This is a genomic window from Streptomyces alboniger (assembly GCF_008704395.1).
GTDB lineage: Bacteria > Actinomycetota > Actinomycetes > Streptomycetales > Streptomycetaceae > Streptomyces > Streptomyces alboniger.
On record NZ_CP023695.1, the window covers coordinates 6,825,561 to 6,846,981 of the forward strand.

At 70.1% G+C, this 21,421-nt stretch carries 18 protein-coding genes; 8 read left to right on the forward strand and 10 right to left on the reverse strand.

All coding sequences use genetic code 11. The annotated features are described in order from the left end of the window. The first annotated feature begins 72 nt into the window (after positions 1 to 72). The 6 genes from helR (at position 73) to CP975_RS29995 (ending at position 8,247) form a co-directional block, all read left to right on the forward strand. Positions 73 to 2,235 (forward strand): RNA polymerase recycling motor ATPase HelR, encoded by a 2,163-nt coding sequence (gene helR, locus CP975_RS29970; RefSeq protein WP_055529978.1) that lies wholly within the window; start codon positions 73 to 75, stop codon positions 2,233 to 2,235. A 60-nt stretch (positions 2,236 to 2,295) separates the two neighbouring features. Next, positions 2,296 to 3,039: a pectate lyase gene (locus CP975_RS35450; RefSeq protein ID WP_150477561.1), complete on the forward strand. Its 744-nt coding sequence runs from the start codon at positions 2,296 to 2,298 to the stop codon at positions 3,037 to 3,039. A gap of 183 nt (positions 3,040 to 3,222) precedes the next feature. Continuing rightward, a complete protein-coding gene (locus CP975_RS29980; protein ID WP_055529980.1) occupies positions 3,223 to 3,429 on the forward strand; it encodes a hypothetical protein in 207 nt (68 codons plus the stop codon). A gap of 211 nt (positions 3,430 to 3,640) precedes the next feature. Next, a complete protein-coding gene (locus CP975_RS29985; RefSeq protein ID WP_055529983.1) occupies positions 3,641 to 6,172 on the forward strand; it encodes an alpha-L-arabinofuranosidase C-terminal domain-containing protein in 2,532 nt (843 codons plus the stop codon). Beyond that, complete coding sequence (locus CP975_RS29990) at positions 6,169 to 7,239, forward strand: glycoside hydrolase family 43 protein (protein ID WP_150477562.1); 1,071 nt, start codon at positions 6,169 to 6,171, stop codon at positions 7,237 to 7,239. The genes CP975_RS29985 and CP975_RS29990 overlap by 4 nt, the downstream gene beginning before the upstream one ends. Positions 7,240 to 7,335: 96 nt before the next feature. Further along, positions 7,336 to 8,247, forward strand: coding sequence for a glutaminase (locus CP975_RS29995; RefSeq protein WP_055530633.1), 912 nt, complete (start codon positions 7,336 to 7,338; stop codon positions 8,245 to 8,247). 12 nt (positions 8,248 to 8,259) lie between these two features. Here the strand turns inward: CP975_RS29995 and CP975_RS30000 are convergent, their stop codons facing one another. The 7 genes from CP975_RS30000 to CP975_RS30030 form a co-directional block, all read right to left on the reverse strand. Continuing rightward, on the reverse strand, positions 8,260 to 9,414 hold the full coding sequence (locus CP975_RS30000; RefSeq protein ID WP_055530631.1) for an aldose epimerase family protein: 1,155 nt from the start codon (positions 9,412 to 9,414) through the stop codon (positions 8,260 to 8,262). 32 nt (positions 9,415 to 9,446) lie between these two features. Continuing rightward, positions 9,447 to 10,679, reverse strand: a complete 1,233-nt coding sequence (gene mmsB, locus CP975_RS30005; RefSeq protein WP_055530629.1) for a multiple monosaccharide ABC transporter permease — start codon at positions 10,677 to 10,679, stop codon at positions 9,447 to 9,449. A 7-nt stretch (positions 10,680 to 10,686) separates the two neighbouring features. After that, positions 10,687 to 12,249 carry a multiple monosaccharide ABC transporter ATP-binding protein gene (gene mmsA / locus CP975_RS30010; protein ID WP_199782976.1) on the reverse strand — a complete coding sequence of 521 codons (1,563 nt, stop codon included), beginning with the start codon at positions 12,247 to 12,249 and terminating at the stop codon, positions 10,687 to 10,689. Continuing rightward, a complete protein-coding gene (gene chvE, locus CP975_RS30015) occupies positions 12,246 to 13,355 on the reverse strand; it encodes a multiple monosaccharide ABC transporter substrate-binding protein (RefSeq protein ID WP_055530624.1) in 1,110 nt (369 codons plus the stop codon). The genes mmsA and chvE overlap by 4 nt, the downstream gene beginning before the upstream one ends. A 3-nt stretch (positions 13,356 to 13,358) precedes the next feature. Then, entirely contained in the window at positions 13,359 to 14,327 is a 969-nt protein-coding gene (locus CP975_RS30020) for a hypothetical protein (RefSeq protein WP_055530622.1), read from the reverse strand. Positions 14,328 to 14,470: 143 nt separating this feature from the next. Beyond that, positions 14,471 to 15,484: a zinc-dependent alcohol dehydrogenase gene (locus CP975_RS30025; RefSeq protein WP_055530620.1), complete on the reverse strand. Its 1,014-nt coding sequence runs from the start codon at positions 15,482 to 15,484 to the stop codon at positions 14,471 to 14,473. Beyond that, entirely contained in the window at positions 15,481 to 16,647 is a 1,167-nt protein-coding gene (locus CP975_RS30030) for a mandelate racemase/muconate lactonizing enzyme family protein (RefSeq protein WP_055530618.1), read from the reverse strand. The genes CP975_RS30025 and CP975_RS30030 overlap by 4 nt, the downstream gene beginning before the upstream one ends. A gap of 176 nt (positions 16,648 to 16,823) precedes the next feature. On the opposite strand from CP975_RS30030, the gene CP975_RS30035 reads away from it, so the two are divergent. Both CP975_RS30035 and CP975_RS30040 read left to right on the forward strand, forming a co-directional pair. Further along, positions 16,824 to 17,591 carry an IclR family transcriptional regulator gene (locus CP975_RS30035; protein WP_055530616.1) on the forward strand — a complete coding sequence of 256 codons (768 nt, stop codon included), beginning with the start codon at positions 16,824 to 16,826 and terminating at the stop codon, positions 17,589 to 17,591. A 95-nt stretch (positions 17,592 to 17,686) separates the two neighbouring features. Continuing rightward, positions 17,687 to 18,523, forward strand: a complete 837-nt coding sequence (locus CP975_RS30040; protein ID WP_246201680.1) for an SMP-30/gluconolactonase/LRE family protein — start codon at positions 17,687 to 17,689, stop codon at positions 18,521 to 18,523. A gap of 20 nt (positions 18,524 to 18,543) precedes the next feature. Here the strand turns inward: CP975_RS30040 and CP975_RS30045 are convergent, their stop codons facing one another. The 3 genes from CP975_RS30045 to CP975_RS30055 are packed head-to-tail and all read right to left on the reverse strand — an operon-like array spanning position 18,544 to position 21,405. Continuing rightward, positions 18,544 to 19,539, reverse strand: coding sequence for an ABC transporter substrate-binding protein (locus CP975_RS30045; protein ID WP_055530611.1), 996 nt, complete (start codon positions 19,537 to 19,539; stop codon positions 18,544 to 18,546). A gap of 38 nt (positions 19,540 to 19,577) precedes the next feature. Continuing rightward, positions 19,578 to 20,351, reverse strand: coding sequence for an ABC transporter ATP-binding protein (locus CP975_RS30050; protein WP_055530609.1), 774 nt, complete (start codon positions 20,349 to 20,351; stop codon positions 19,578 to 19,580). Position 20,352: 1 nt separating this feature from the next. Then, a complete protein-coding gene (locus CP975_RS30055; protein ID WP_199782978.1) occupies positions 20,353 to 21,405 on the reverse strand; it encodes a FecCD family ABC transporter permease in 1,053 nt (350 codons plus the stop codon). Positions 21,406 to 21,421: the final 16 nt, after the last annotated feature.

The following is a 21,421-nucleotide window of genomic DNA, read 5'->3' on the forward strand; positions in this document are numbered from 1 at the left end:
CTTGTGTCGGTTGATGGGGAGCGCGGCGCGCCCACGGACCTCGCGGAAACGAACGTAGATCGGAGCGATGCCATGCATTCCACGAACTCCCTGACCATCAGCGCGTTCGACCTCCCCGAGGCTCTTTCCGCGAAGGCCGACCCGGCGCTGATCGCCGGTGACGAGCGGCATTTCGCGGCCATCGCGGAGTGTCTGGAGCAGTCGATCGCCGAACTGTCCGACCGCCTCGAGGCCGAGCGTAAGGCGCCCGGCGGCGTCGGCCGCGAGGCGATGGACCGGGACGCGGAGATCCACCGGCTGACCGCGCGGCTGCGCACGCTGCGCCGCTTCGGCCTCGACCTGTGCCTGGGGCGCATCGTCCCCGCGGGCAGTGCCGAGCCCGTGTACATCGGCCGCCTCGGCCTCACCGACAGCACCGGTCGCCGGCTGCTGATCGACTGGCGTTCTCCCGCGGCCGAGCCGTTCTTCGCGGCGACCCACGCCAGCCCCCTGGGATTGGCGAGCCGCCGCAGATACCGCTGGACCCGTGGCCGGATCAACGACTACTGGGACGAGGTGTTCACCGCCGACGGCCTCGAAGGGCATGCGGCGCTCGACGACCAGTCCGCGTTCGTCGCCAGCCTGGGCGGCACCCGGTCGGACCGGATGCGCGATGTGCTCGCCACCATCCAGGCCGACCAGGACGCCATCATCCGGGCCGGCTCCCGCGGCGCCCTCGTCGTCGACGGCGGCCCGGGCACGGGCAAGACCGTCGTCGCCCTGCACCGCGCCGCCCACCTCCTCTACTCCGACCCCCGCCTTGGCCACCGCCGCGGCGGCGTGCTCTTCGTCGGCCCGAGCCGCCCCTACCTCGCCTATGTCGCCGACGTCCTGCCCAGCCTCGGTGAGGAGGGCGTACAGACCTGCGTCCTGCGCGATCTCGTCGCCGAGGGGGCGGAGGCGGCGACCGAGGCGGATCCCGAGGTGGCCCGGCTGAAGGCGGCCGCCGAGATGGTGCGCGCGATCGAGCCCGCCGTCGGCATCTACGAGGAGCCGCCGACCAAGGGAATGACGGTCTCCAGCCACTGGTCCGACATCTGGCTGAGCGCCGACGACTGGGCGGCGGCGTTCGACGCGGTGGAGCCCGGCACCCCGCACAACGAGGCGCGCGACCAGATCCGCGAGGAGCTGCTCACGATCCTGATGGAGAAGGACGACAGCGACGCCCCGCCGCACCTGCTGCGCAAGTCCCTGCTCCAGGACCGGGATTTCATCGGCACCCTCAACCGCGCCTGGCCCATGCTCGAGGCGAGCGACCTCGTCGGGGACCTGTGGACGGTTCCCGCCTATCTGCGCAAGTGCGCGCCCTGGCTGAGCCCGGACGACGTACGCAGGTTGCAGCGCGCGGACGCCCAGGCGTGGACGGTGTCCGACCTGCCGCTCCTGGACGCGGCACGGCAGCGGCTCGGCGACCCCGAGGCCTCCGTGCGCAAGCGGCGGCACGAGGCCTCCGTCGCCGCCGAGCGGGCACGCAGGGCCGACGTCATGGACAGCCTGCTACAGAACGTGGAGATCGACGAGAGCGAAGGCGCTCTGGGGATGCTGCACGGACGCGATCTCCAGGACACATTGATCGACGAGAGCGCGCTGCCCACCGCCGAACCCGACCTGCTCGCGGGCCCGTTCGCGCACATCATCGTGGACGAGGCACAGGAACTGACCGACGCCGAGTGGCAGATGCTGCTGCTGCGCTGCCCGTCCCGCAGCTTCACCATCGTCGGCGACCGCGCCCAGGCCCGGCACGGGTTCACGGAGCCCTGGCGGGAGCGTCTTGAGCGGATCGGGCTCGACCAGATCGACATGACGTCCCTGAGCGTCAACTACCGCACGCCCGAAGAGGTCATGGCGGAGGCCGAGCCGGTCATCCGGGCGGCGCTTCCGGACGCCAACGTGCCGACCTCCGTCCGCAGCAGCGGTGTACCCGTCGTGCACGGGTCCGCCGCGGACCTGGAGACCGTCCTCGACGGCTGGCTCGCCGAGCGTCCCGACGGGATCGCCTGCGTCATCGGCGACCCCGCGTTCCGGGCGAGGCCCCGCGTCCGGTCGCTGACCCCGGCGCTGTCGAAGGGGCTCGAATTCGACCTGGTCGTCCTCGTCGACCCGGAGGCGTTCGGCGCGGGCGTAGAAGGGGCGGTCGACCGTTACGTCGCGATGACCCGGGCGACCCAGCGGCTCGTGATCCTCACCAGCTCCTGACGCGCGGCCGTCCGTCGCCACGTACACCCGGCCGCGTACGCCCGCGGGGCCGTCGCGAACATGGCGCGCAGCCGCATCCGCAGTGCCGTGCGCGAACGCCGTCGCGTCACCCTGTTCTGGTCGGGCCGCGGCGAGGACGTGGCGGATCCGGACGTACCGGCCATGGTCGACGTGCGGGACGCGCTGCGCGCGCTGCCCTTCCGCAAGCGGGTCCGCGTGGTCCTGCGGCACGCCTTCTGCCTCTCCGAGAAGGACACCGCGCAGGCCCTCGGCGTCTTGGTCGGTACGGTGAAGAGCCAGACGTCGAAGGGGATGGCCGAACTGCAACGACGCAGTTGCACGCTCCAGAACGTGTGGTGGGAGGACGTGGGCGAGGACGCGGCGACCTTCAAGGGGACCTCTCCCGGATCGACGTACGCCGTCCAGGGCGGCGGCGCGCGGAAGGCCGACGACAAGGTCTTCCAGTTCAACGGCGCGGGCAAGCTGGTCGTCAACAAGTTCCAGGTCTCCGACTTCGGCAAGCTCGTGCGGACCTGCGGCAACTGCTCCAAGCAGTACCAGCGCGACGTCATCATCAACGACACCGACATCTCCGCCCCCGGCACGTCGATCGTCGGCATCAACACCAACTACGGTGAAACCGCCGCGCTGCGCAGCATCCGCATCCACGGCGACGGCAACAAGAAGATCAAGACGTGTCTGCGCTTCACGGGCAACAACACGGGCGCCGAGCCGGTCCGGACGGGCAGCGGCCCCGACGGCACCTACTGCAAGTTCACGTCGTCGGACATCACCTACAAGTAGGGGGACATCACCTGCAAGGGGCGGTGAGGCCCTGACCTCAGGTGCTCCGCCCGAACGGGTGTCGTAGGGGCGCCCGGTCGGGTGACGTCGTGGGGCGAGGTCGTGTCGAGCGGGGCGGGGCAGCGGGCGTTTGAGGAATGTCTTCACGTACCGCTGTACCGGAATCTCTGTTCAAGGAGACACATGCGTCGCATTGCGATCACCCTCGCCGCCATCACCGCTGTGGGGTTCATGTCGGCCGCCCCCGCGGTCGCCGATGACGCCCCGTACAGGGGTGGCTTCTCCTACTACAACATCGGTGGTTTCAAGGGGCTCACCGCCGCCGACGGCTACCTCCACGGTTCGCACGGTAACGGCATCTCCCACCACCTGAACACGAACAACCGCTGACAACGGCCTGCCTGAAGTCACCGCGGAGCCCCGGCCGGGACATCGGCCGGGGCTCCCGCGTGTGCCGGCGGTGACGGCGAGGTTGGCAGAGGGTCTGACGGAGTTGGTCCCAGGCGTTGACGCGAGATCCCGGAGTTCCTAAGTTTCCGTTCGAAGTGTTGACCAACGTCCGGTATTTCGAACATCTGGGGATGGCGTGGCATACAGGCGCATGGCACACAGACGGGGGAGCCTCGCTCTCGCCGTCGGACCTCTCACCACCGCGGCCCTGCTGGCCGGCACGCTCGGCGCGGGACCCGGCGCGGCGGCCGAGCCGGCCGACTACACGATCGACGTCGACACGACGCGCACCGGCCCGAAGATCGACGACTCGATGTACGGCGTCTTCTACGAGGACATCAACCGCGCGGCCGACGGCGGGCTCTACGCCGAACTCGTCCAGAACAGGTCCTTCGAGTACGAGCCGGCCGACAACCGCTCCTACACGCCGCTGACCTCGTGGGACACCAAGGGCGCCGCGAAGGTCGTGAACGACGGCGGGCGCCTGAACGAACGCAACCGCAACTACCTCACGCTGGCAGCCGGTTCGTCCGTCACCAACTCCGGTTACAACACCGGGATCGCCGTCCGCAAGGGCAAGCGTTACGACTTCTCGGTCCGGGCGCGCACCGACCGCACCGGCGCACCGCTCACCCTGACGCTGCACGACGCCTCAGGTCCGCTGGCCGCCGCCCGCCGGATCACCGCGCGCGGCGGCTGGTCCCAGTACAAGGCGTCCTTCACCGCCACCCGCACCTCCGCCGCGGGCCGCCTGACGGTCGCCTCGGCGGCCCCCGCCGCGCTCGACATGATCTCCCTCTTCCCCCGCGACACCTACCAGGGCCGCGAGAACGGCCTGCGCAAGGACCTCGCCGAGAAGATCGCGGCGCTGAAGCCCGGATTCCTCCGCTTCCCCGGCGGCTGCCTGGTCAACACCGGCAGCCACGAGGCGTACGACGAGAAGTCCGGCTGGCAGCGGCAGCGTTCCTACCAGTGGAAGGACACCATAGGCCCGGTCGAGCAGCGCGCCACCAACTCCAACTTCTGGGGCTACAACCAGAGTTACGGCCTCGGCTACTACGAGTACTTCCAGTTCGCCGAGGACACCGGCGCCATGCCGCTGCCCGTCGTGCCCGCCCTGGTGACCGGCTGCGGCCAGAACAAAGCCACGGACGACCCGGCCCTCCTCAAGCGGCACGTCCAGGACACCCTCGACCTCATCGAGTTCGCCAACGGCCCGGTCAGCAGCGAGTGGGGCAAGAAGCGCGCCCGCATGGGCCACCCCGCGCCCTTCGGACTCACCCACCTCGAAGTCGGCAACGAGGAGAACCTCCCCGAGGAGTTCTTCGCCCGTTTCAAGGAGTTCCGCGCCGCCATCGAGGCCGAACACCCCGAGATCACCGTCATCTCCAACTCCGGCCCCGACGACAGCGGTCCGGTCTTCGACAAGGCCTGGCAGCTCAACCGCGACGCGAACGTCGCCATGGTCGACGAGCACTACTACAACAGCCCGCAGTGGTTCCTGGAGAACAACGACCGCTACGACTCCTACGACCGGCGCGGCCCCGAGGTCTTCCTCGGCGAATACGCCTCGCAGGGCAACACCTTCGGCAACGCCCTCTCCGAAGCCGCGTTCATGACCGGCCTGGAACGCAACGCGGACGTCGTGAAGCTCGCCTCGTACGCCCCACTGCTCGCCAACGAGGACTACGTCCAGTGGAAGCCGAACATGATCTGGTACGACAACGACCAGTCGTGGGGCTCGGCCAACTACGAGACGCAGAAGCTCTTCATGCGCAACACCGGCGACGAGGTCGTCCCGTCCAAGTCCACCGGGACGCCCGCCACTTCGGGGCCCATCACCGGTGCCGTCGGCCTCTCCACCTGGGCGACGAGCGCAGCGTACGACGACGTCTCGGTCACGGGCGCCGACGGCAGGCCCCTGTTCTCCGACGACTTCTCCGCCGGGGACGCCAAGTGGTCCAGGGCGGCGGGCAAGGGCGAGTGGGCCGTCGAGGACGGAGCGTACGTCCAGTCCGACGAGACCGCCGAGAACACCCTCGTCACCGCGGGCGACAAGGGGTGGCAGGACTACGACCTCAAGGTGCGGGCCACCAAGAAGTCCGGCAAGGAGGGCTTCATGGTCGCCTTCGGCGTCAAGGACACCGGCAACCACTACTGGTGGAACCTCGGCGGCTGGAACAACACCCGGTCCGCCGTGGAGAAGACCACCGGCGGCGCCAAGCAGACGGTGATCCAGGACTCCACCAGGATCGAGGCGGGCCGCGCCTACGACCTGCGCGTCGAGGTGCGGGGCCGACAGGTGACGCTCTACCTCGACGGCGAGAAGTGGGGCTCCTTCGCCGACGACAGGACCGCCGAACCCTTCCGCCAGGTCGTCACGCGCGACAAGGCGAGCGGCGACCTCATCGTGAAGGTCGTCAACGCCCAGGCCGCACCGGCCCGCACGCTGGTCGACCTCGGCCGGGGCGCGAAGGTCGCCCCGAAGGCGCGGGTCACCACGCTGACCGCGGACCCGGCCGCCGAGAACACGAAGGACAACGCACCGGTGAAGCCCGTCGACTCGGTCTTCACCGGGGTCGGCGACTCCTTCTCGTACACCTTCCCCGCCCACTCCGTGACGTTCCTGAGGATCACGTCGTCAGCGTCCGGCAACACCACCCACGGAAAGGCCGACCGATGAACCACGGCAGTGCACACCCCGACCGCAGGCTGCTGCTGAAGGGCTCCCTGGCCGTCGGCGCCGCCGCGACGGGCGCCCTGGCCGCCGCACAGGGCAGCGCCCGAGCCGCCACCCCGCGCACCGCTGCCAACCCCCTCGTCCCCCACCGCGCCGACCCCCACATCCACCGCCACCACGACGGCCGCTACTACTTCACCGCCACCGCACCCGAGTACGACCGCATCATCCTGCGCCGCTCCCGCACCCTGCGCGGCATCGCCACCGCCGAGGAGGCCGTCGTCTGGCGACGGCACACCAGCGGAGACATGGCCGCGCACATCTGGGCACCGGAGATCCACCACATCGGCGGCAAGTGGTACATCTACTTCGCGTCGGCGCCCGCGCACGACGTGTGGAAGATACGCATGTGGGTCCTGGAGAACGCCCACCGCGACCCCTTCAAGGGGACCTGGGTCGAGAAGGGGCGGATCGCCACGGCCTGGGACACCTTCTCCCTCGACGCGACCACCTTCACGTACGAAGGAGCGCGCTACCTCGCCTGGGCGCAGAAGGATCCCGGCGAGGACCACAACAGCGCCGTCTTCCTGTCCAGGATGGCCAACCCGTGGACCCTGGCGGGCCCGCAGGTACGGCTCACCACGCCGGAGTACGACTGGGAGTGCGTCGGCTTCAAGGTGAACGAGGGCGCCTCGTTCCTCCAGCGCAACGGCCGCGTCTTCATGACGTACTCCGCGAGCGCCACCGACGCCAACTACTGCATGGGGCTGCTCACCGCCGAGGCGGGCAGCGACCTGCTGGACCCGAGGTCCTGGACCAAGTCACCCCGGCCGGTCCTCACCAGCAACGACAGGACCAAGCAGTACGGCCCCGGCCACAACTCCTTCACCGTCGCCGAGGACGGCCGCACCGACGTCCTCGTCTACCACGCCCGCCAGTACAGGGACATCGTCGGCGACCCGCTGAACGACCCCAACCGCCACACCCGCGTCCAGCGCCTCGGCTGGCGCACGGACGGCACCCCGGACTTCGGAGTCCCGGTGGCGGACGGCCCCGTCAGCCTCACCTGATCCTCACCGGCGGCAGGGCGGGGGCGGCGTCCACGGGGAGCTTTCGGCGTCTGGCAGGATGAAACGGACGCGTCGTACATGCAGAAAGCTCAGGTTGTGGACTACCAGTCCGTTCTCGAAGAAGTCACCGCCTTCGCCCGGCCGCTGGTGGGCCGCGGCCAGCTGGCCCAGTACATCCCGGCGCTCGCGGACGTGGACGCCGAGCGTTTCGGCATCGCGGTCGCCGACGTCAACGGCGACGTGTACGGGGTGGGGGACTGGCAGGAGCCGTTCTCCGTCCAGTCCATCTCCAAGGCCTTCAGCCTCGCGCTCGTCCTCGCGGAGGGCGGCGAGCGGATCTGGGACCGGGTCGGCACGGAGCCGTCGGGCAACCCCTTCAACTCGCTCGTCCAGCTGGAGTACGAGAACGGCATCCCCCGCAACCCCTTCATCAACGCCGGCGCGCTGGTCGTCACGGACCGGTTGCAGAGCCTCACCGGGGACGCCACCACGACCATGCTGGAGTTCCTGCGCGCGGAGAGCGGCAACCCCGACGTCGCCTGCGACCCGGTGGTGGCGGCCTCCGAGGCCGAGCACGGCGACCGCAACGCCGCCCTCGCGCACTTCATGGCGAGCTACGGCAACCTCGACAACCCCGTGGCCACGGTCCTTGAACACTACTTCCGGCAGTGCGCGATCCGGATGAGCTGCCGCGACCTTGCCCTCGCGGGAGCCTTCCTGGCCCGGCACGGGCTGCGCGGCGACGGCACGCGCCTGCTGCCCCCGCGCGAGGCGAAGCAGGTCAACGCGGTCATGCTCACCTGCGGCACGTACGACGCGGCAGGCAGTTTCGCCTACCGCGTCGGTCTGCCGGGCAAGAGCGGCGTGGGCGGGGGCATCGTCGCCGTGGTCCCGGGCCGCTGCACCCTGTGCGTCTGGAGCCCGGGCCTCGACTCGTACGGCAACTCCGTCGCGGGCGTGGCGGCACTCGACCACTTCACCACGGTGACGGGCTGGTCGGTTTTCTGAACGCCCCCGGGCTCAGCGCGCCGAGAAGCTGTGCACCGTGCTCGACCGGTAGGTGCCGCCGGGGCGCAGCACCGTCGAGGGGAACGACGGCTGGTTCGGTGAGTCCGGGAAGTGCTGGGTCTCCAGGCAGAGGCCGTCACCCTGGCGGTAGGTGCGCCCCGAGGGGCCGGTCAGGGTGCCGTCCAGGAAGTTGCCGGAGTAGAACTGCACGCCCGGCTCCGTCGTCGCGATCCTCATCGTGCGGCCGGACTCGGGGTCCCGCAGCGTCGCGAAGTGCTCGGGGCGGTCCGTGAGCCCCTTGTCCAGGACCCAGTTGTGGTCGTATCCCTTGGCGGTCACCAGCTGGGGGTGCGCGACGCGGATGTCCTCGCCGACGGTCTTGGCACGCCGGAAGTCGAAGGCCGTGCCCGCCACCTTCGCGAGCGCGCCCGTGGGGATCAGGCCGGCGTCGGTCGGCGTGAAACGGCTCGCGGCCAGGGTCAGTTCATGACCGTAGACGCCGCCGCTGCCCTCGCCCGCCAGGTTGTAGTACGTGTGGTTGGTGAGGTTCACGACCGTCGCCCTGTCGGTCGTGGCCACGTAGTCGAGCCGCCAGTCGCCGCGCGCGGTGAGGGTGTACGTCACCTTCACGCGCAGCGTCCCCGGGTAGCCCATCTCGCCGTCGGCACTCACACGGCGTAGGACGAGGCCGACGCCGGCCGGGCCGGTGAACGGTTCCACGTCCCACACTCGCGTGTCGAAGCCCTTGGCTCCGCCGTGCAGGCTGTTCTCCCCGTCGTTGACGGAGAGCTGGTGGGTCCTGCCGTCCAGGGTGAAGCGGCCGCGGGCGATGCGGTTGCCGTAGCGGCCGATCAGCGCGCCGAAGAACGTGGTGCCCGCGACGTACTTCTCCAGCTTGTCGTAACCGAGCGAGACGTTGGTGAACCGCCCGTGGCGGTCCGGGAGTTCGAGGGACTGGACGATGCCGCCGTAGGAGAGGACCTTTATCCTCGTGCCGCCGTTCGCCAGCGTCCATCGGTGCACCTTCGTGCCGTCGGCGAGCTTGCCGAAGAGTTCCTTCGTGGGGCGCCGCCCCGCGGCCGCGTGCGCGGGCCCCGCGGTGGCCGCGGCGGCCGCGGTGATTCCGGCGGCGGCCGCGGTGAGTACGGTGCGTCTGCTCGTTTCCATGTACAGCTCCCTGAAAGTGGGTGGGCGAGGGGTTACCGGCCGGCCTTGCGCTTGTTCCAGACGTCGAAGCCGACCGCAGCGAGCAGCACGAGCCCCTTGATGACCTGCTGGTAGTCCGTGCCGATGCCGACGAGCGACATGCCGTTGTTGAGGACGCCGAGGACCAGTCCGCCGATCACGGCGCCCATCACCGTGCCGACACCGCCGCTCATCGACGCGCCGCCGATGAACGAGGCCGCGATCGCCTCCAGTTCGAAGTTGAGGCCGGCCTGCGGGGTGCCCGCGTTGAGCCGGGCGGCGTACACGCAGCCCGCGAGCGCCGCGAGGACGCCCATGTTGACGAAGACCAGGAAGGTGACCCGCTTGTCCTTGACGCCGGAGAGCTTCGCGGCGGCCTTGTTGCCGCCGAGCGCGTACACATGACGGCCCACGACGGCGTTGCGCATGACGTACCCGAGGGTTATGAGCAGCCCGCACATGATGAGCATGACGACCGGCACGCCGTGGAAGCTGGCGAGCGTCAGCGTGAACGCCACCACCGCGGCCGTCATCGCCACACACTTGGCCGCCCACAGGCCGACCGGCAGGACGTCGAGATCGAACGCCAACTGCCGTTTGCGGTCCCGCCATTCACGCAGGAGCAGGAAGGCGATCGTGGCGAGGCCCAGGAGCAGCGTGGGGTTGTGGTACTGCGTGTACGGGCCCATCTCCGGGATGAAGCCCTTGGCTATGTTCTGGAAGCCGTCGGGGAAGGGGGCCAGCGACTGGCCCTCCAGGACGATCTGCGTAAGCCCGCGGAAGAGCAGCATGCCGGCCAGCGTCACGATGAACGACGGGATGCCGACGTATGCGATGAAGAAGCCCTGCCAGGCGCCCGCGACCGCGCCGATCAGCAGGGACAGGACGAGGGCGAGCACCCACGGCATGTCGTGCTTGACCATCATCACCGCCGACATGGCGCCCACGAACGCCACCAGCGAGCCGACGGACAGATCGATGTGGCCCGCGATGATGACGATCATCATGCCGATGGCCAGGATGAGGATGTAGCCGTTCTGCTGGATCAGATTGGAGACGTTGTTCGGCAGCAGCAGCGTGCCGTCGGTCCAGATCTGGAACAGGACCACGATGAAAGCCAGGGCGATGAGCATGCCGTACTGGCGCATGTTCGAGCGCATGCTGTCGAGCAACAGCGCACCGGCCGAGCGTGCGGCCGGCCGTGGCGCGGGGGACGAGTCCCGTGGGGGAGTGGTCGTGGTGGTCATGGCGGCCTCAGCTCTTGCTTCTGGTCGTGGTCATATGGCGCATCAGGACTTCCTGGGTGGCCTCCGCGCGCGCGACCTCGCCGGTCAGGCGGCCCTCGGCCATCGTGTAGATCCGGTCGCACATCCCGAGCAGCTCGGGCAGCTCCGAGGAAATGAAGAGGACCGCCTTGCCCTGCGCCGCGAGTCTGTCGATGACGGTGTAGATCTCGTACTTGGCGCCCACGTCGATACCGCGCGTCGGCTCGTCGAGGATCAGCACCTCGGGGTCGGCGTGGATCCACTTGCTCAGGACGACCTTCTGCTGATTGCCGCCGGAGAGCCGGCCCACCTGCTCGTAGACGGTGGGCGTCTTGATGTTCATCGACTTGCGGTAGCGCTCCGAGACCTGCCGCTCGTGATGTTCGTCGACCACACCGTGCCGTCGCATCCCCGGCAGGGAGGCCAGCGAGACATTGCGGTTGATGTTGTCGATGAGGTTCAGGCCGTAGCGCTTGCGGTCCTCGGTGACGTACGCGATGCCGGCGTCGACCGCCGCCGGGACCGTCTTGGTGACCACGGGCCGGCCGTTCACGGCCACGGTCCCGGAGACGTACTGTCCGTAGGAGCGCCCGAACACGGACATTGCCAGCTCCGTGCGGCCCGCGCCCATCAGGCCCGCGATGCCGACGATTTCGCCGCGCCGCACGGTCAGCGACACGTCGTCGACGATCGTGCGCTGGTGGTCGACCGGGTGGCGCACGGTCCAGTTGTCCACCCGCAGGGCCAGTTCACCGGCGTTGGCGCCCTCGTACGGGGTGCGGTCGGGGAAGCGGTGGTCGAGGTCGCGCCCGACCATGCCCCGGATGATCCGGTCCTCCGACAACATCGCCTTGTCGGACGGAGTCTGACGTACCGTCAGCGTCTCGATGGACTGCCCGTCGCGCAGGATGGTCACCGTGTCGGTGATCTGCCGGATCTCGTTCAGTTTGTGCGAGATGATGATGCTCGCGATGCCCTGCCCCCGCAGCTCCACGATCAGATCGAGCAGCTTCGCGCTGTCGTCGTCGTTGAGCGCGGCCGTCGGTTCGTCGAGGATCAGCAGCTTCACCTCCTTCGACAGGGCCTTGGCGATCTCCACCAGCTGCTGTTTGCCGACGCCGATGTCGGAGACCGGCGTCTGCGGCTTCTCGCGCAGCCCCACCCGCTTGAGCAGGGCACTCGCCCGGCGCAGGGTGTCGTTCCAGTCGATGATGCCGCGTCTGGCCTGTTCGTTTCCGAGGAAGATGTTCTCGGCGATCGACAAGTACGGGACCAGCGCCAGCTCCTGATGAATGATCACAATGCCCCGGCGCTCGCTGGCGCGGATGTCCTTGAAGGCCATCGGCTCGCCCTCGAAGAGGATCTCGCCGTCGTAACTGCCGTGCGGGTGCACGCCGCTGAGGACCTTCATCAGCGTCGACTTCCCGGCGCCGTTCTCACCGCAGATCGCGTGGATCTCCCCGGGCCGCACGGTCAGACTGACATCGGAGAGCGCCCTGACACCGGGGAAGGTCTTGGTGATCCCGCGCATCTCCAAAATGGGCGCGCTCACCTGAGCTGCTCCGCCGTGAAGTACCCCTCGTCCACCAGGAGCTTCGTGTTGGACCTGTCGACACTCACCGGCTTCAGGAGGAAGGACGGCACGGTCTTCTCGCCGTTGTTGTAGTCCGTGGTGTTGTTCACCTGGACCTCCTTGCCGGTCAGGACCGCGTCGCCCATCTTCACCGTCTGCGCGGCCAGCTTCCGCGTGTCCTTGAAGACGGTCTGCGTCTGCTCACCGCGGATGATCGACTTCACCGACGCCAGCTCGGCGTCCTGCCCGGTGATGACGGGAAGCGGCTGACTCCTCGACCCGTACCCCGCGCTCTTCAGCGCGGAGATGATGCCGATGGAGATCCCGTCGTACGGCGAGAGCACCGCGTCGACCCGCTTGTCGCCGTAACTCTTGCTGATCAGGTCGTCCATGCGCTTCTGCGCGGTGCCGCCGTCCCACTTCAGCGTGGTGGCCTGCGTCAGCCGCGTCTGCTTGCTGCGCACGACGAGCTGTCCGCTGTCGAAGTACGGCTTCAGCACCTTCATGGCGCCGTTCCAGAAGTACTTGGTGTTGTTGTCGTCCGGGTCCCCCGCGAACAGCTCGATGGAGCGCGGCTCTTCCGCGCTCTCGCCGGGCTTGCCGAGCTTCAGCTTGTCGACGAGGTACTGCCCTTGGAGCCGCCCGACGCGTTCGTTGTCGAACGACGCGTAGTAGTCGATGTTCTTCGTGCCGAGGATGAGCCGGTCGTACGAGATCACGGGGATGCCCGCGTCCTTCGCCCGCTTCAGTACGTCGGTGAGCGCGGAGCCGTTGATCGCGGCCACCACGAGGAGCCGGTGGCCCTTCGTGATCATGTTCTCGATCTGGGCGACCTGGTTCTCCACCTTGTCGTCGCCGTACTGGAGGTCGGTCTCGTAACCGGCCTTCTTGAACTGCGAGGCCATGTTCTTGCCGTCGGCTATCCACCGCTCGGAGGACTTGGTGGGCATGGCGAGGCCGATCGTGCCGCCCTTGCCGTCGTCCGGTTCGTAGCGGCTGCCGCCCTTGGCCTCCTGACCGCAGGCGGTCAGCGAGACGGCGAGCAGCGCGGCGGTGACGGTGATGCCGGGAGTGCGGGTGCGCATGGGTCAGTCCCCTTCCGGGACGGCGAAGCGGCGCAGCTCACCCGGCAGCCGCGCACCGAGCGGTGACATGCCGCCCTCCGCGCCGTGCCGGGCCAGCAGATCCAGGGCGAGGCGGCCACGTCTGACCCGTTCCCGGGCCGTGGCGAGCGCATGGTCGCGCACATGGGCGCCGTAGGGGTAGATGCCGGTGGCCTTCGAGAGGCCGAACTTCACGTACAGCGGGGCGCCGCGCCGGATCAGCTCGGCCACCTCGTACATCCGGACGTACCCGCCGAGGTCGTCGGGCGCCTCCACGTACATGTCCATGGGGGCCCGGCTGACCCGGCGGATCTCGGTGAGATGGGCGGGGCTGAGATCGGACGGCACATTGAGGGAGTCGGCGCCAAGACGCTCGTACACCTCGTACGAGGCCGGGTTGACCGGGCCGGTCAGCGCGGACAGCTTGAAGGTGGTGTCCGCGGGGAGCACCCCGGCGACGCGGAGCCTGTGCAGGGACCACAGCACGCCCTCGTCGGCGACGAGCAGGCACTTCACGCCGAGCCCGGTGGCGCGCACGGCGTCCTCGACGCAGCCCGCGAGAGCGTCGTGCCCACGGGCGCGCAGGCCCGCGCCACCGGAGTCGGTGCGGGTGGAACCGCCGATGTCCCAGGTGCCGCGCGGCCCGGTGAACAGGCACAGCTCGATGTCGCGTTCGGCGCAGGAATCCACCATCTCGGTGATCTCGACGTCGGTGAGCATCCAGACGCCGCTGCCCTGACTGATCCGGTGGACGGGCACGTCGAGGCGCGCGCTCTCCTTCAGTACGACGGCAAGGGCCTCGGGCCCCTCGACCGAGGGAATCTCGGTACGCCAGGTACCGCCGTCGGGAAACGTGTGCGGGGAGGCGTCGGCCGGATCGACGGCGGGCACGGGGTGCCCGATCCGGGCGAGGGCGTCGGCGCCGGGGCGCCGGGGGGCTGACGGGGCGGTCACGGTACTCCAATGTTCGGTATGTCGAATGCCGTTCGCCTCATGGGGCGTACGTGAGGGAGGCGCCCCGCCAGGGGCGCGAGGCTTGGGACATGTGCGGCTCCGCCGCGGGGCGCGACCAGCCACCCCCGGCCCGCGGCAGATACTCAAGGCACCAGAAGCACCTTCCCGACCTTCGGATCGCCCCCGCCCACCAGGGCGACGGCCTCCCCGAACCGCTCCAGCGGAAACTCGTGCGTGATCAGCGGCGCCGGGTCGAGCAGTCCGAGGCCGAAGGCCCGCACCGCGTCCGACCAGGCCGAGGACGACGCCCCGAAGACGGACCGCACCTCCAGCTGGCTCAGCGACAGATGTACGGGGTCGATGCCGACGGCCCCCGGTGCGAACATCCCGGTGAGCACGACCCGCCCGCCCCGACGGGCGAGCAGACACGAGGAGGCGGCGGTGGTCGCCGCGCCCGCCGTCTCTACGACCAGGTCGAAGCGGCCATGGGCAGCCCGAGCCTCGTCGGGCGAGAGCGCGTCCGTGGCGCCGAACTCCCGCGCCCGCTCCCCACGTGCCCCGCGCGGATCGACGACGGCCAGCTCGGCCGGGGAGGACGCGGAAAGCAGCTGCACCGCCAGCATCCCGAGGGTGCCCGCGCCGACCACCGCGACCCGCTCACCGGGGCGCGGACGGCCCGTCCGCACGGCGGCCGCGATCACCGCGGCCGGTTCGAGCAGGGCGGCGGCGCGCAGGTCCGCGTCGTCGGCCAGCGGATGCAACAGCCGCGCGGGGACTGCCAGATGGCCGGCGAAGGCGCCCGGCTCGGTGAACCCGGTCTCGGCGTAGCCACCGGTGCACAGGCTGGTCTCCCCGCACCGGCAGCGCTCGCAGAGGCCGCACGCCCGGAACCCCTCGGCGACGGTCCTGCGGCCGACGAGCGCGGGGTCGACGCCCGCGCCCACCGCCGTCACGGTCCCGGACCACTCGTGCCCGGGCGTCACCGGGTAGCGGACGTAGGCGGCGTCGCGATGACCGTCGTACACCTCACGGTCGCTCATGCAGATCCCGGCGGCGGCCACCTGGACCAGGACCTCGCCGGGCCCCGGCACCGGGACGTCGCCGGTGACCAGCCGGTGCTCGCCCGGCCGGTCCACGACGATCGCGCGGCTGCTCACTTCTTGGCCCCGCCGGGCGAACGCTTCTCCCAGCCCTCGGCCCACAGGTCGAAGCGGGCCTGCTGCTGGGGGAATTCGGCGGCCGCGTCGATGTCCAGCTCGACACCGAGGCCGGGAGCGTGCGACAGCTCGAAGCAGCCGGTCTCCGGATCGACCTGGGGCGCGCCCTTGACGACCTTCCTGATGTCGGAGTCCGCGAAGTCGTTGAAGTGCTCAAGGGCCTTGAAGTTCGGTGTGGTGAAGCCGACTTGGAGCGAGGCCGCGGTCAGCACGGGACCGCCCACGTTGTGCGGGGCGACCAGCATGTAGTGGGTCTCGGCGGTGGCCGCGAGCTTGCGGGTCTCCCAGATGCCGCCGATGTGACCGACGTCGGGCTGGATGATGTCCACGGCCTGGCTCTCGAAAAGCTCCCGGAACTCGATCCGGTCGTGGATGCGCTCGCCGGTCGCCACCGGCATGTCCACCTTCGCGGCCACCTTCTCCAGTGCCTTGAGGTTCTCCGGCGGCACCGGCTCCTCCAGCCAGGCGGGGCGGAACGGCGCGAGGTCGCGGGCGAGGCGGACCGCCGTGGCGGGCGAGAACCGGCCGTGCATCTCCAGCATCAGCTCGGCGTCCGGCCCGATCGCGTCGCGCACGGCCTCGATCAACGAGACGGCGTACACGCTCTGTTCGTGGTCCAGTTCGTAGTGCCCGGTGCCGAACGGGTCGATCTTCAGCGCGCGATAGCCGCGCTCCATGACCCCCTGGGCGGCCTTGTGGTACGCCTCCGGGGTGCGCTCGGTGGTGTACCAGCCGTTCGCGTACGCCTTGACGCGGTCGGTGACCTTGCCGCCGAGCAGCTGCCAGACGGGGACGCCCAGCGCCTTGCCCTTGATGTCCCAGCAGGCCATCTCGATGACCGCGATGCCCGACATCACGATCTCGCCCGCCCGGCCGTAGTCGCCGTACTTCATCCTGCGGACGAGGTCCTCGACCGCGAACGGGTCGGACCCGGCGATGTGATGGGCCTCCGCCTCGCGGAGATAGCCGATGAGCGCGTCGGTGTGGCCGAGCATGCGCGTCTCGCCGATGCCGGTCAGGCCCTCGTCGGTGTGCACCTGGACGTAGGTGAGATTACGCCAGGGCGTTCCGACCACATGCGTGCTGATTCCCGTGATGCGCAAGGCAGTTGCCCCTTGGTTTGTTCGGTATTTCGTCACACGTTCGAAATGGTGGCGTGACGGTATTCACGGTGGCCGGAGAGTGTCAATGGGTCGCGCGCAACAGCCTTGGGCGCCTAACCTGTGTTCGTCATATCGGTCGGCGGCCGAGATCTCGGACGCGCAGGGTGGGAGGCCTCATGGGACGACTCGTTCCCGCGGTGACCAGGTCGCTGGACATACTCGAACTGTTCCTGGAGGGGGACGGGACGCTCTCCGCGCCCGAGGTGACCCGCAGGCTTCAGCTGCCGCGCACCACCGTGCACGAGCTGCTCACCACTCTGGCGGCCCGCTCGTATCTCGTCCAGATCCCGGACCAGCCGGGTCGCTACCGCCTCGGCGTGCGCACCTACCAGCTCGGCAGCCGCTACGCCGAGCAGCTGGACCTCGCCGCGGAGGGCCAACAGGTGGCCCGTGAGGTCGCCGAGACCTGCGACGAGACCGTCCACGTCGCCATCCTGGAGGACACCGACGTCATCTACATCGCCAAGGTGGACTCCACCCACGCGGTGCGCATGGTCTCCGCGGCGGGCCGCAGGCTCCCCGCACACTGCACCTCGGTCGGCAAGATGCTGCTCGCGTCGCTGCCGCAGCCCGAGCTGGAAGCCCGCCTGAAGGGCAGGGAGTTCACCGCCATGACCCCCGCCAGCATCACCGACCCGGACGAACTCGTCGCCGCCCTCGCGGCCGTCCGCGAGCGGGGCGTCGCGGTCGAGCACCGGGAGTCCAACCCGGACGTCAGCTGTGTGGCGGCGCCCGTGCGGGACAGCGCGGGCCGGGTCGTCGCGGCGCTCTCCATCTCCGTGCCGATGATCCGCTGGAGCGAGGAGCGCGAGCGGGAGCTGGCCGAGTTGGCCGCCAAGGGCGCGGGCGACCTGTCGGTCCGCCTCGGCCATCGGGGCGCGTGATGAGGGCCGCGTCCGGGAGGAGGACCGCGTCCGGGAGGAGGACCGCGCCGGCCAGGAGTGCCGGGCCGGCGAGGCGAGCCGCGTACGAGGTGGCCGTGCGGGAGCAGGCGCGGCTCGGCGAGGGCCCCACCTGGGACGCGGCCACCGGACGCCTCATCTGGGTCGACATCCTCGCCTCCCGCGTCCACACGTACGATCCCGCCGACGGCCGCCGCACGGTCATGGCCACCGAACAGCACGTCGGCGCCGCGAAGCCCCGTGCGGGCGGCGGCCTGGTGGTCAACCTCCGTGACGGCATCGGCCTGTACGGCCCCGGTGGCTCGCCCTTCTCCTGGCTGGTGCGCGACCCCGTGCCGGGCCGGCGCGGCAACGACGCCGCCGTCGCTCCCGACGGCGCCCTCTGGGCGGGCACCATGCGCTACGACGAGGCGCCGGGCGGCGGCGGCCTCACCCGCGTCGCCCCCGACGGCACCGCCACCGAGCAGTCCGGGCCGCTCGGCGACGTCGCCGTCAGCAACGGCACGGGCTGGAGCCCCGACGGGCGGCTCATGTACTACGCCGACAGCCCGACGCGCCGCGTCGACGTCCTCGACTTCGACGGTCGGCACGCGCGCGGTCGGCGCCCGTTCGTGGTGATCGAGGAAGGTGCGGGGGACCCCGACGGGCTGACCGTGGACGCGGACGGCTGCGTCTGGGTCGCCCTCTGGAACGGCGGAGCCGTCCGCCGGTACACCCCCGCGGGACGGCTCGACCTGACCGTCGAACTCCCCGTACCCCGCCCCACGGCCTGCGCCTTCGGCGGCCCCGGCCTGCGTGACCTCTACATCACCACGGCCCGCGCCGGCCAGGAGCGCCCGCACCCGCTGGCGGGGTCGGTGCTCGTGCTGCCGGACGCGGGCCGTGGACTGCCGGGCACGCCCTTCGCGGACTGAGCCGGCCGGCCGCAAGAGGGTCAGCGCTTCAGCTCCCGCAGGTACTTCCCGAACTTCTCAAGCCCGTCGATGTCGCGCGGCCCGCTGATGCCCTCGTTGTAGTCGAGGACGAAGAAGTTGTTCTTCCTGACCGCGGGAAGCTCCTTCGTGTGCGGGGACTTCTTCAGGAACTCGATCTTCTTCTTCGCGGGCTGGTCGCCGTAGTCGAAGATGATGACGACCTCGGGCTCGGCCTTGGTGACGGCCTCCCAGTTGACCTGCGTCCACCGCGCGTCGAGCTTGTCGAAGACGTTCCTGCCGCCCGCGGTCTTGATGATGTCGTTCGGCGGTACCTGGCTGCCCGCCGTGAAGGGCTGGTTCGTCCCGGAGTCGTAGAGGAAGACCGGCACCCGATCGCCCTTGGGGGCCTTCTTCTCGACGGCCGCCACGCGCTTCTTCAGGCCCCCGACGACCTGATCGGCCTTCTTCTCGACCTTGAAGATCTTCCCGAGCCGCTCCAGGTCGCTGTAGAGCGCCTTGAACGGCGTCACCTTCTGCGGGTGGCCGGGGTAGTTGAAGCAGCTCTCCGTGTGCATGAAGCTCTGGATGCCGAGCTTGTCGAGGATCTTCGGGGTGATGCCGCGCTGGTCGCTGAAGCCGGAGTTCCAGCCCGCGACGACGAAGTCGGACTTGGCCTCGACGACGATCTCCTTGTTGAGCAGGTCGTCGCTGAGCATCTTCACCTTGGCGTACTCCGACGCCCAGGGCGACTCGCTCACCGGCGGGTTGGCGGGCGGCATCACGTACCCGTGGACGTGCTCGGTCAGGCCGAGGCTGAACAGCTTGTCGGCGCTGCCGCCCTCGTACGCCACGGCGCGCTGGGGCACCTTGTACGGGACGGACTCGCCGCACCTCTTGACGGTGACCTTCTCGGACGCCTTCGCGGCGCCGTCCGAGTCGACGTCGGCGCCGCAGCCGGCGAGCAGCAGCGTGGCCGCGAGCGCGGAGCCCACGGCGAGGGAACGGGTGTGGGACATGGGGTGATCGTGCCTTCCGAAGAGGGTGGGGACGGAGGTCAGAGCGCGGGGTGCAGCGCGTACAGCAGCTGGGGGTCGCCGGTGAGCGGATGCGGGACGACGGTCGCCTTCACACCGAACACATCGGCCATGAGCTGTTCGGTGAGTACGTCCTCGGGGGTTCCCGAGGCCACCAGGCGGCCCTGGGACAGCACGCCGATCCGGTCGCAGGCCGCCGCCGCGAGGTTGAGGTCGTGCAGCACGACGAGGACGGTGAGCCCCGCGCCGCGCAGATGCGAGAGGACCTCGATCTGGTGGCGTACGTCGAGGTGGTTGGTCGGCTCGTCGAGGACGAGCACGCCGGGCTCCTGGACGAGGGCGCGGGCGAGCAGCACGCGCTGGCGCTCCCCGCCCGACAGGGTCAGGACGCCCCGCTTGGCCAGGTGCCGGATGTCGAGCCGCTCCATCGCCCGTACGCACAGCTCGCGTTCGCGTGCGCTGAGCGCCTGGTTGCCGCGCTGATGCGGCGCCCGGCCGAGCGCGACGACCTCCTCGACCGTGAAGTCGAGGTCGACGGCGCCGTCCTGCGTCATGGCGGCGACGAGCTGTGCGCTGCGGCGCATCGGCAGACCGGTGATGTCGTCGCCGCCGACCCGGACGGTGCCGCGGGCGGGGCGCAGCGCGCGGTAGACGCAGCGCAGCGCGGTCGACTTCCCGCTGCCGTTCGGGCCGACGAGGCCGACGACCTCACCGCCGCCCACGTCGAGCGACAGCTCCTCCACGAGGCTCTTGCCGTCGATGACGACCCCGAGCCCCTCGATGCGCAGATCCATCTCAACGCCCCCCGAACACATAGCCCTTGCGGCGCATCAGCGCGATGAACACCGGCACCCCGACGAGCGCGGTGATGACACCCAGCGGCAGCTCGCGCGGCGCGACGACCGTGCGGGAGAGCAGATCGACCCAGACCATGAAGACCGCGCCGACGAGCGGGGCGACGGCGAGGACACGGGCGTGCCCCGCACCGACCACCATGCGCACCAGGTGCGGCATGACGAGCCCCACGAAGCTGATGGCGCCGCTCACCGCCACCATCACGCCGGTGATCAGCGAGACGAGCACGAGCAGGGACCTGCGGTGCCGGTCGGGTCCGAAGCCGAGGCTCGCCGCGGTCTCGTCGCCGAGCGCCAGCACGTCCAGCGCCCGCCCGTGCCGGTACAGCACGGCGAGCCCGACGAGCACGGCCGCGGCGACGACGGGCAGCGCGCCCCAACTGGCCGCGCCGAAGCTGCCCATGGTCCAGTACAGGACCATGCTGGTCGCCTCGCTGTCCGGCGCGAAGTAGATGATCACGCTCATCACGGCCTGGAAGCCCAGCGACATGGCCACGCCGGTCAGGACGAGCCGCAGCGGCGAGAGCACGCCCCGGCTGGAGGAGGCGGCGTACACGAGGAACGACGCGACGAGCGCCCCGACGAACGCCCCGGCCGACACCGCGTACACGCCGAGCGCGGCGAGGCCTCCGGTGACCGTCACACCGACCGCGCCCACCGACGCCCCGGAGGAGACGCCGAGGACGAACGGGTCGGCGAGGGCGTTGCGCACCATCGCCTGGATGGCGACGCCGACCGCGCTCAGCCCCGCCCCCACCAGCGCGGCGAGCAGCACGCGGGGCGTGCGGATCTGCCAGATGATCTGGTACGTCGTGATCTCGTCGGCGTCGATCCGCCCCCCGGTGAGCGCCGCCCACAGATAGCGGGCCGTCTCGGCGGGCGTCACGAGGGCGGCGCCGAGCCCGATGGCCACGACGACGGAGGCGAGAAGGACGAGGAAGAGCGCGACGCACGTCAGGACCAGGGCCCTGGGCGAGGCGAGCCGGTCCCGCACGGCGGCCCGGGGCCGG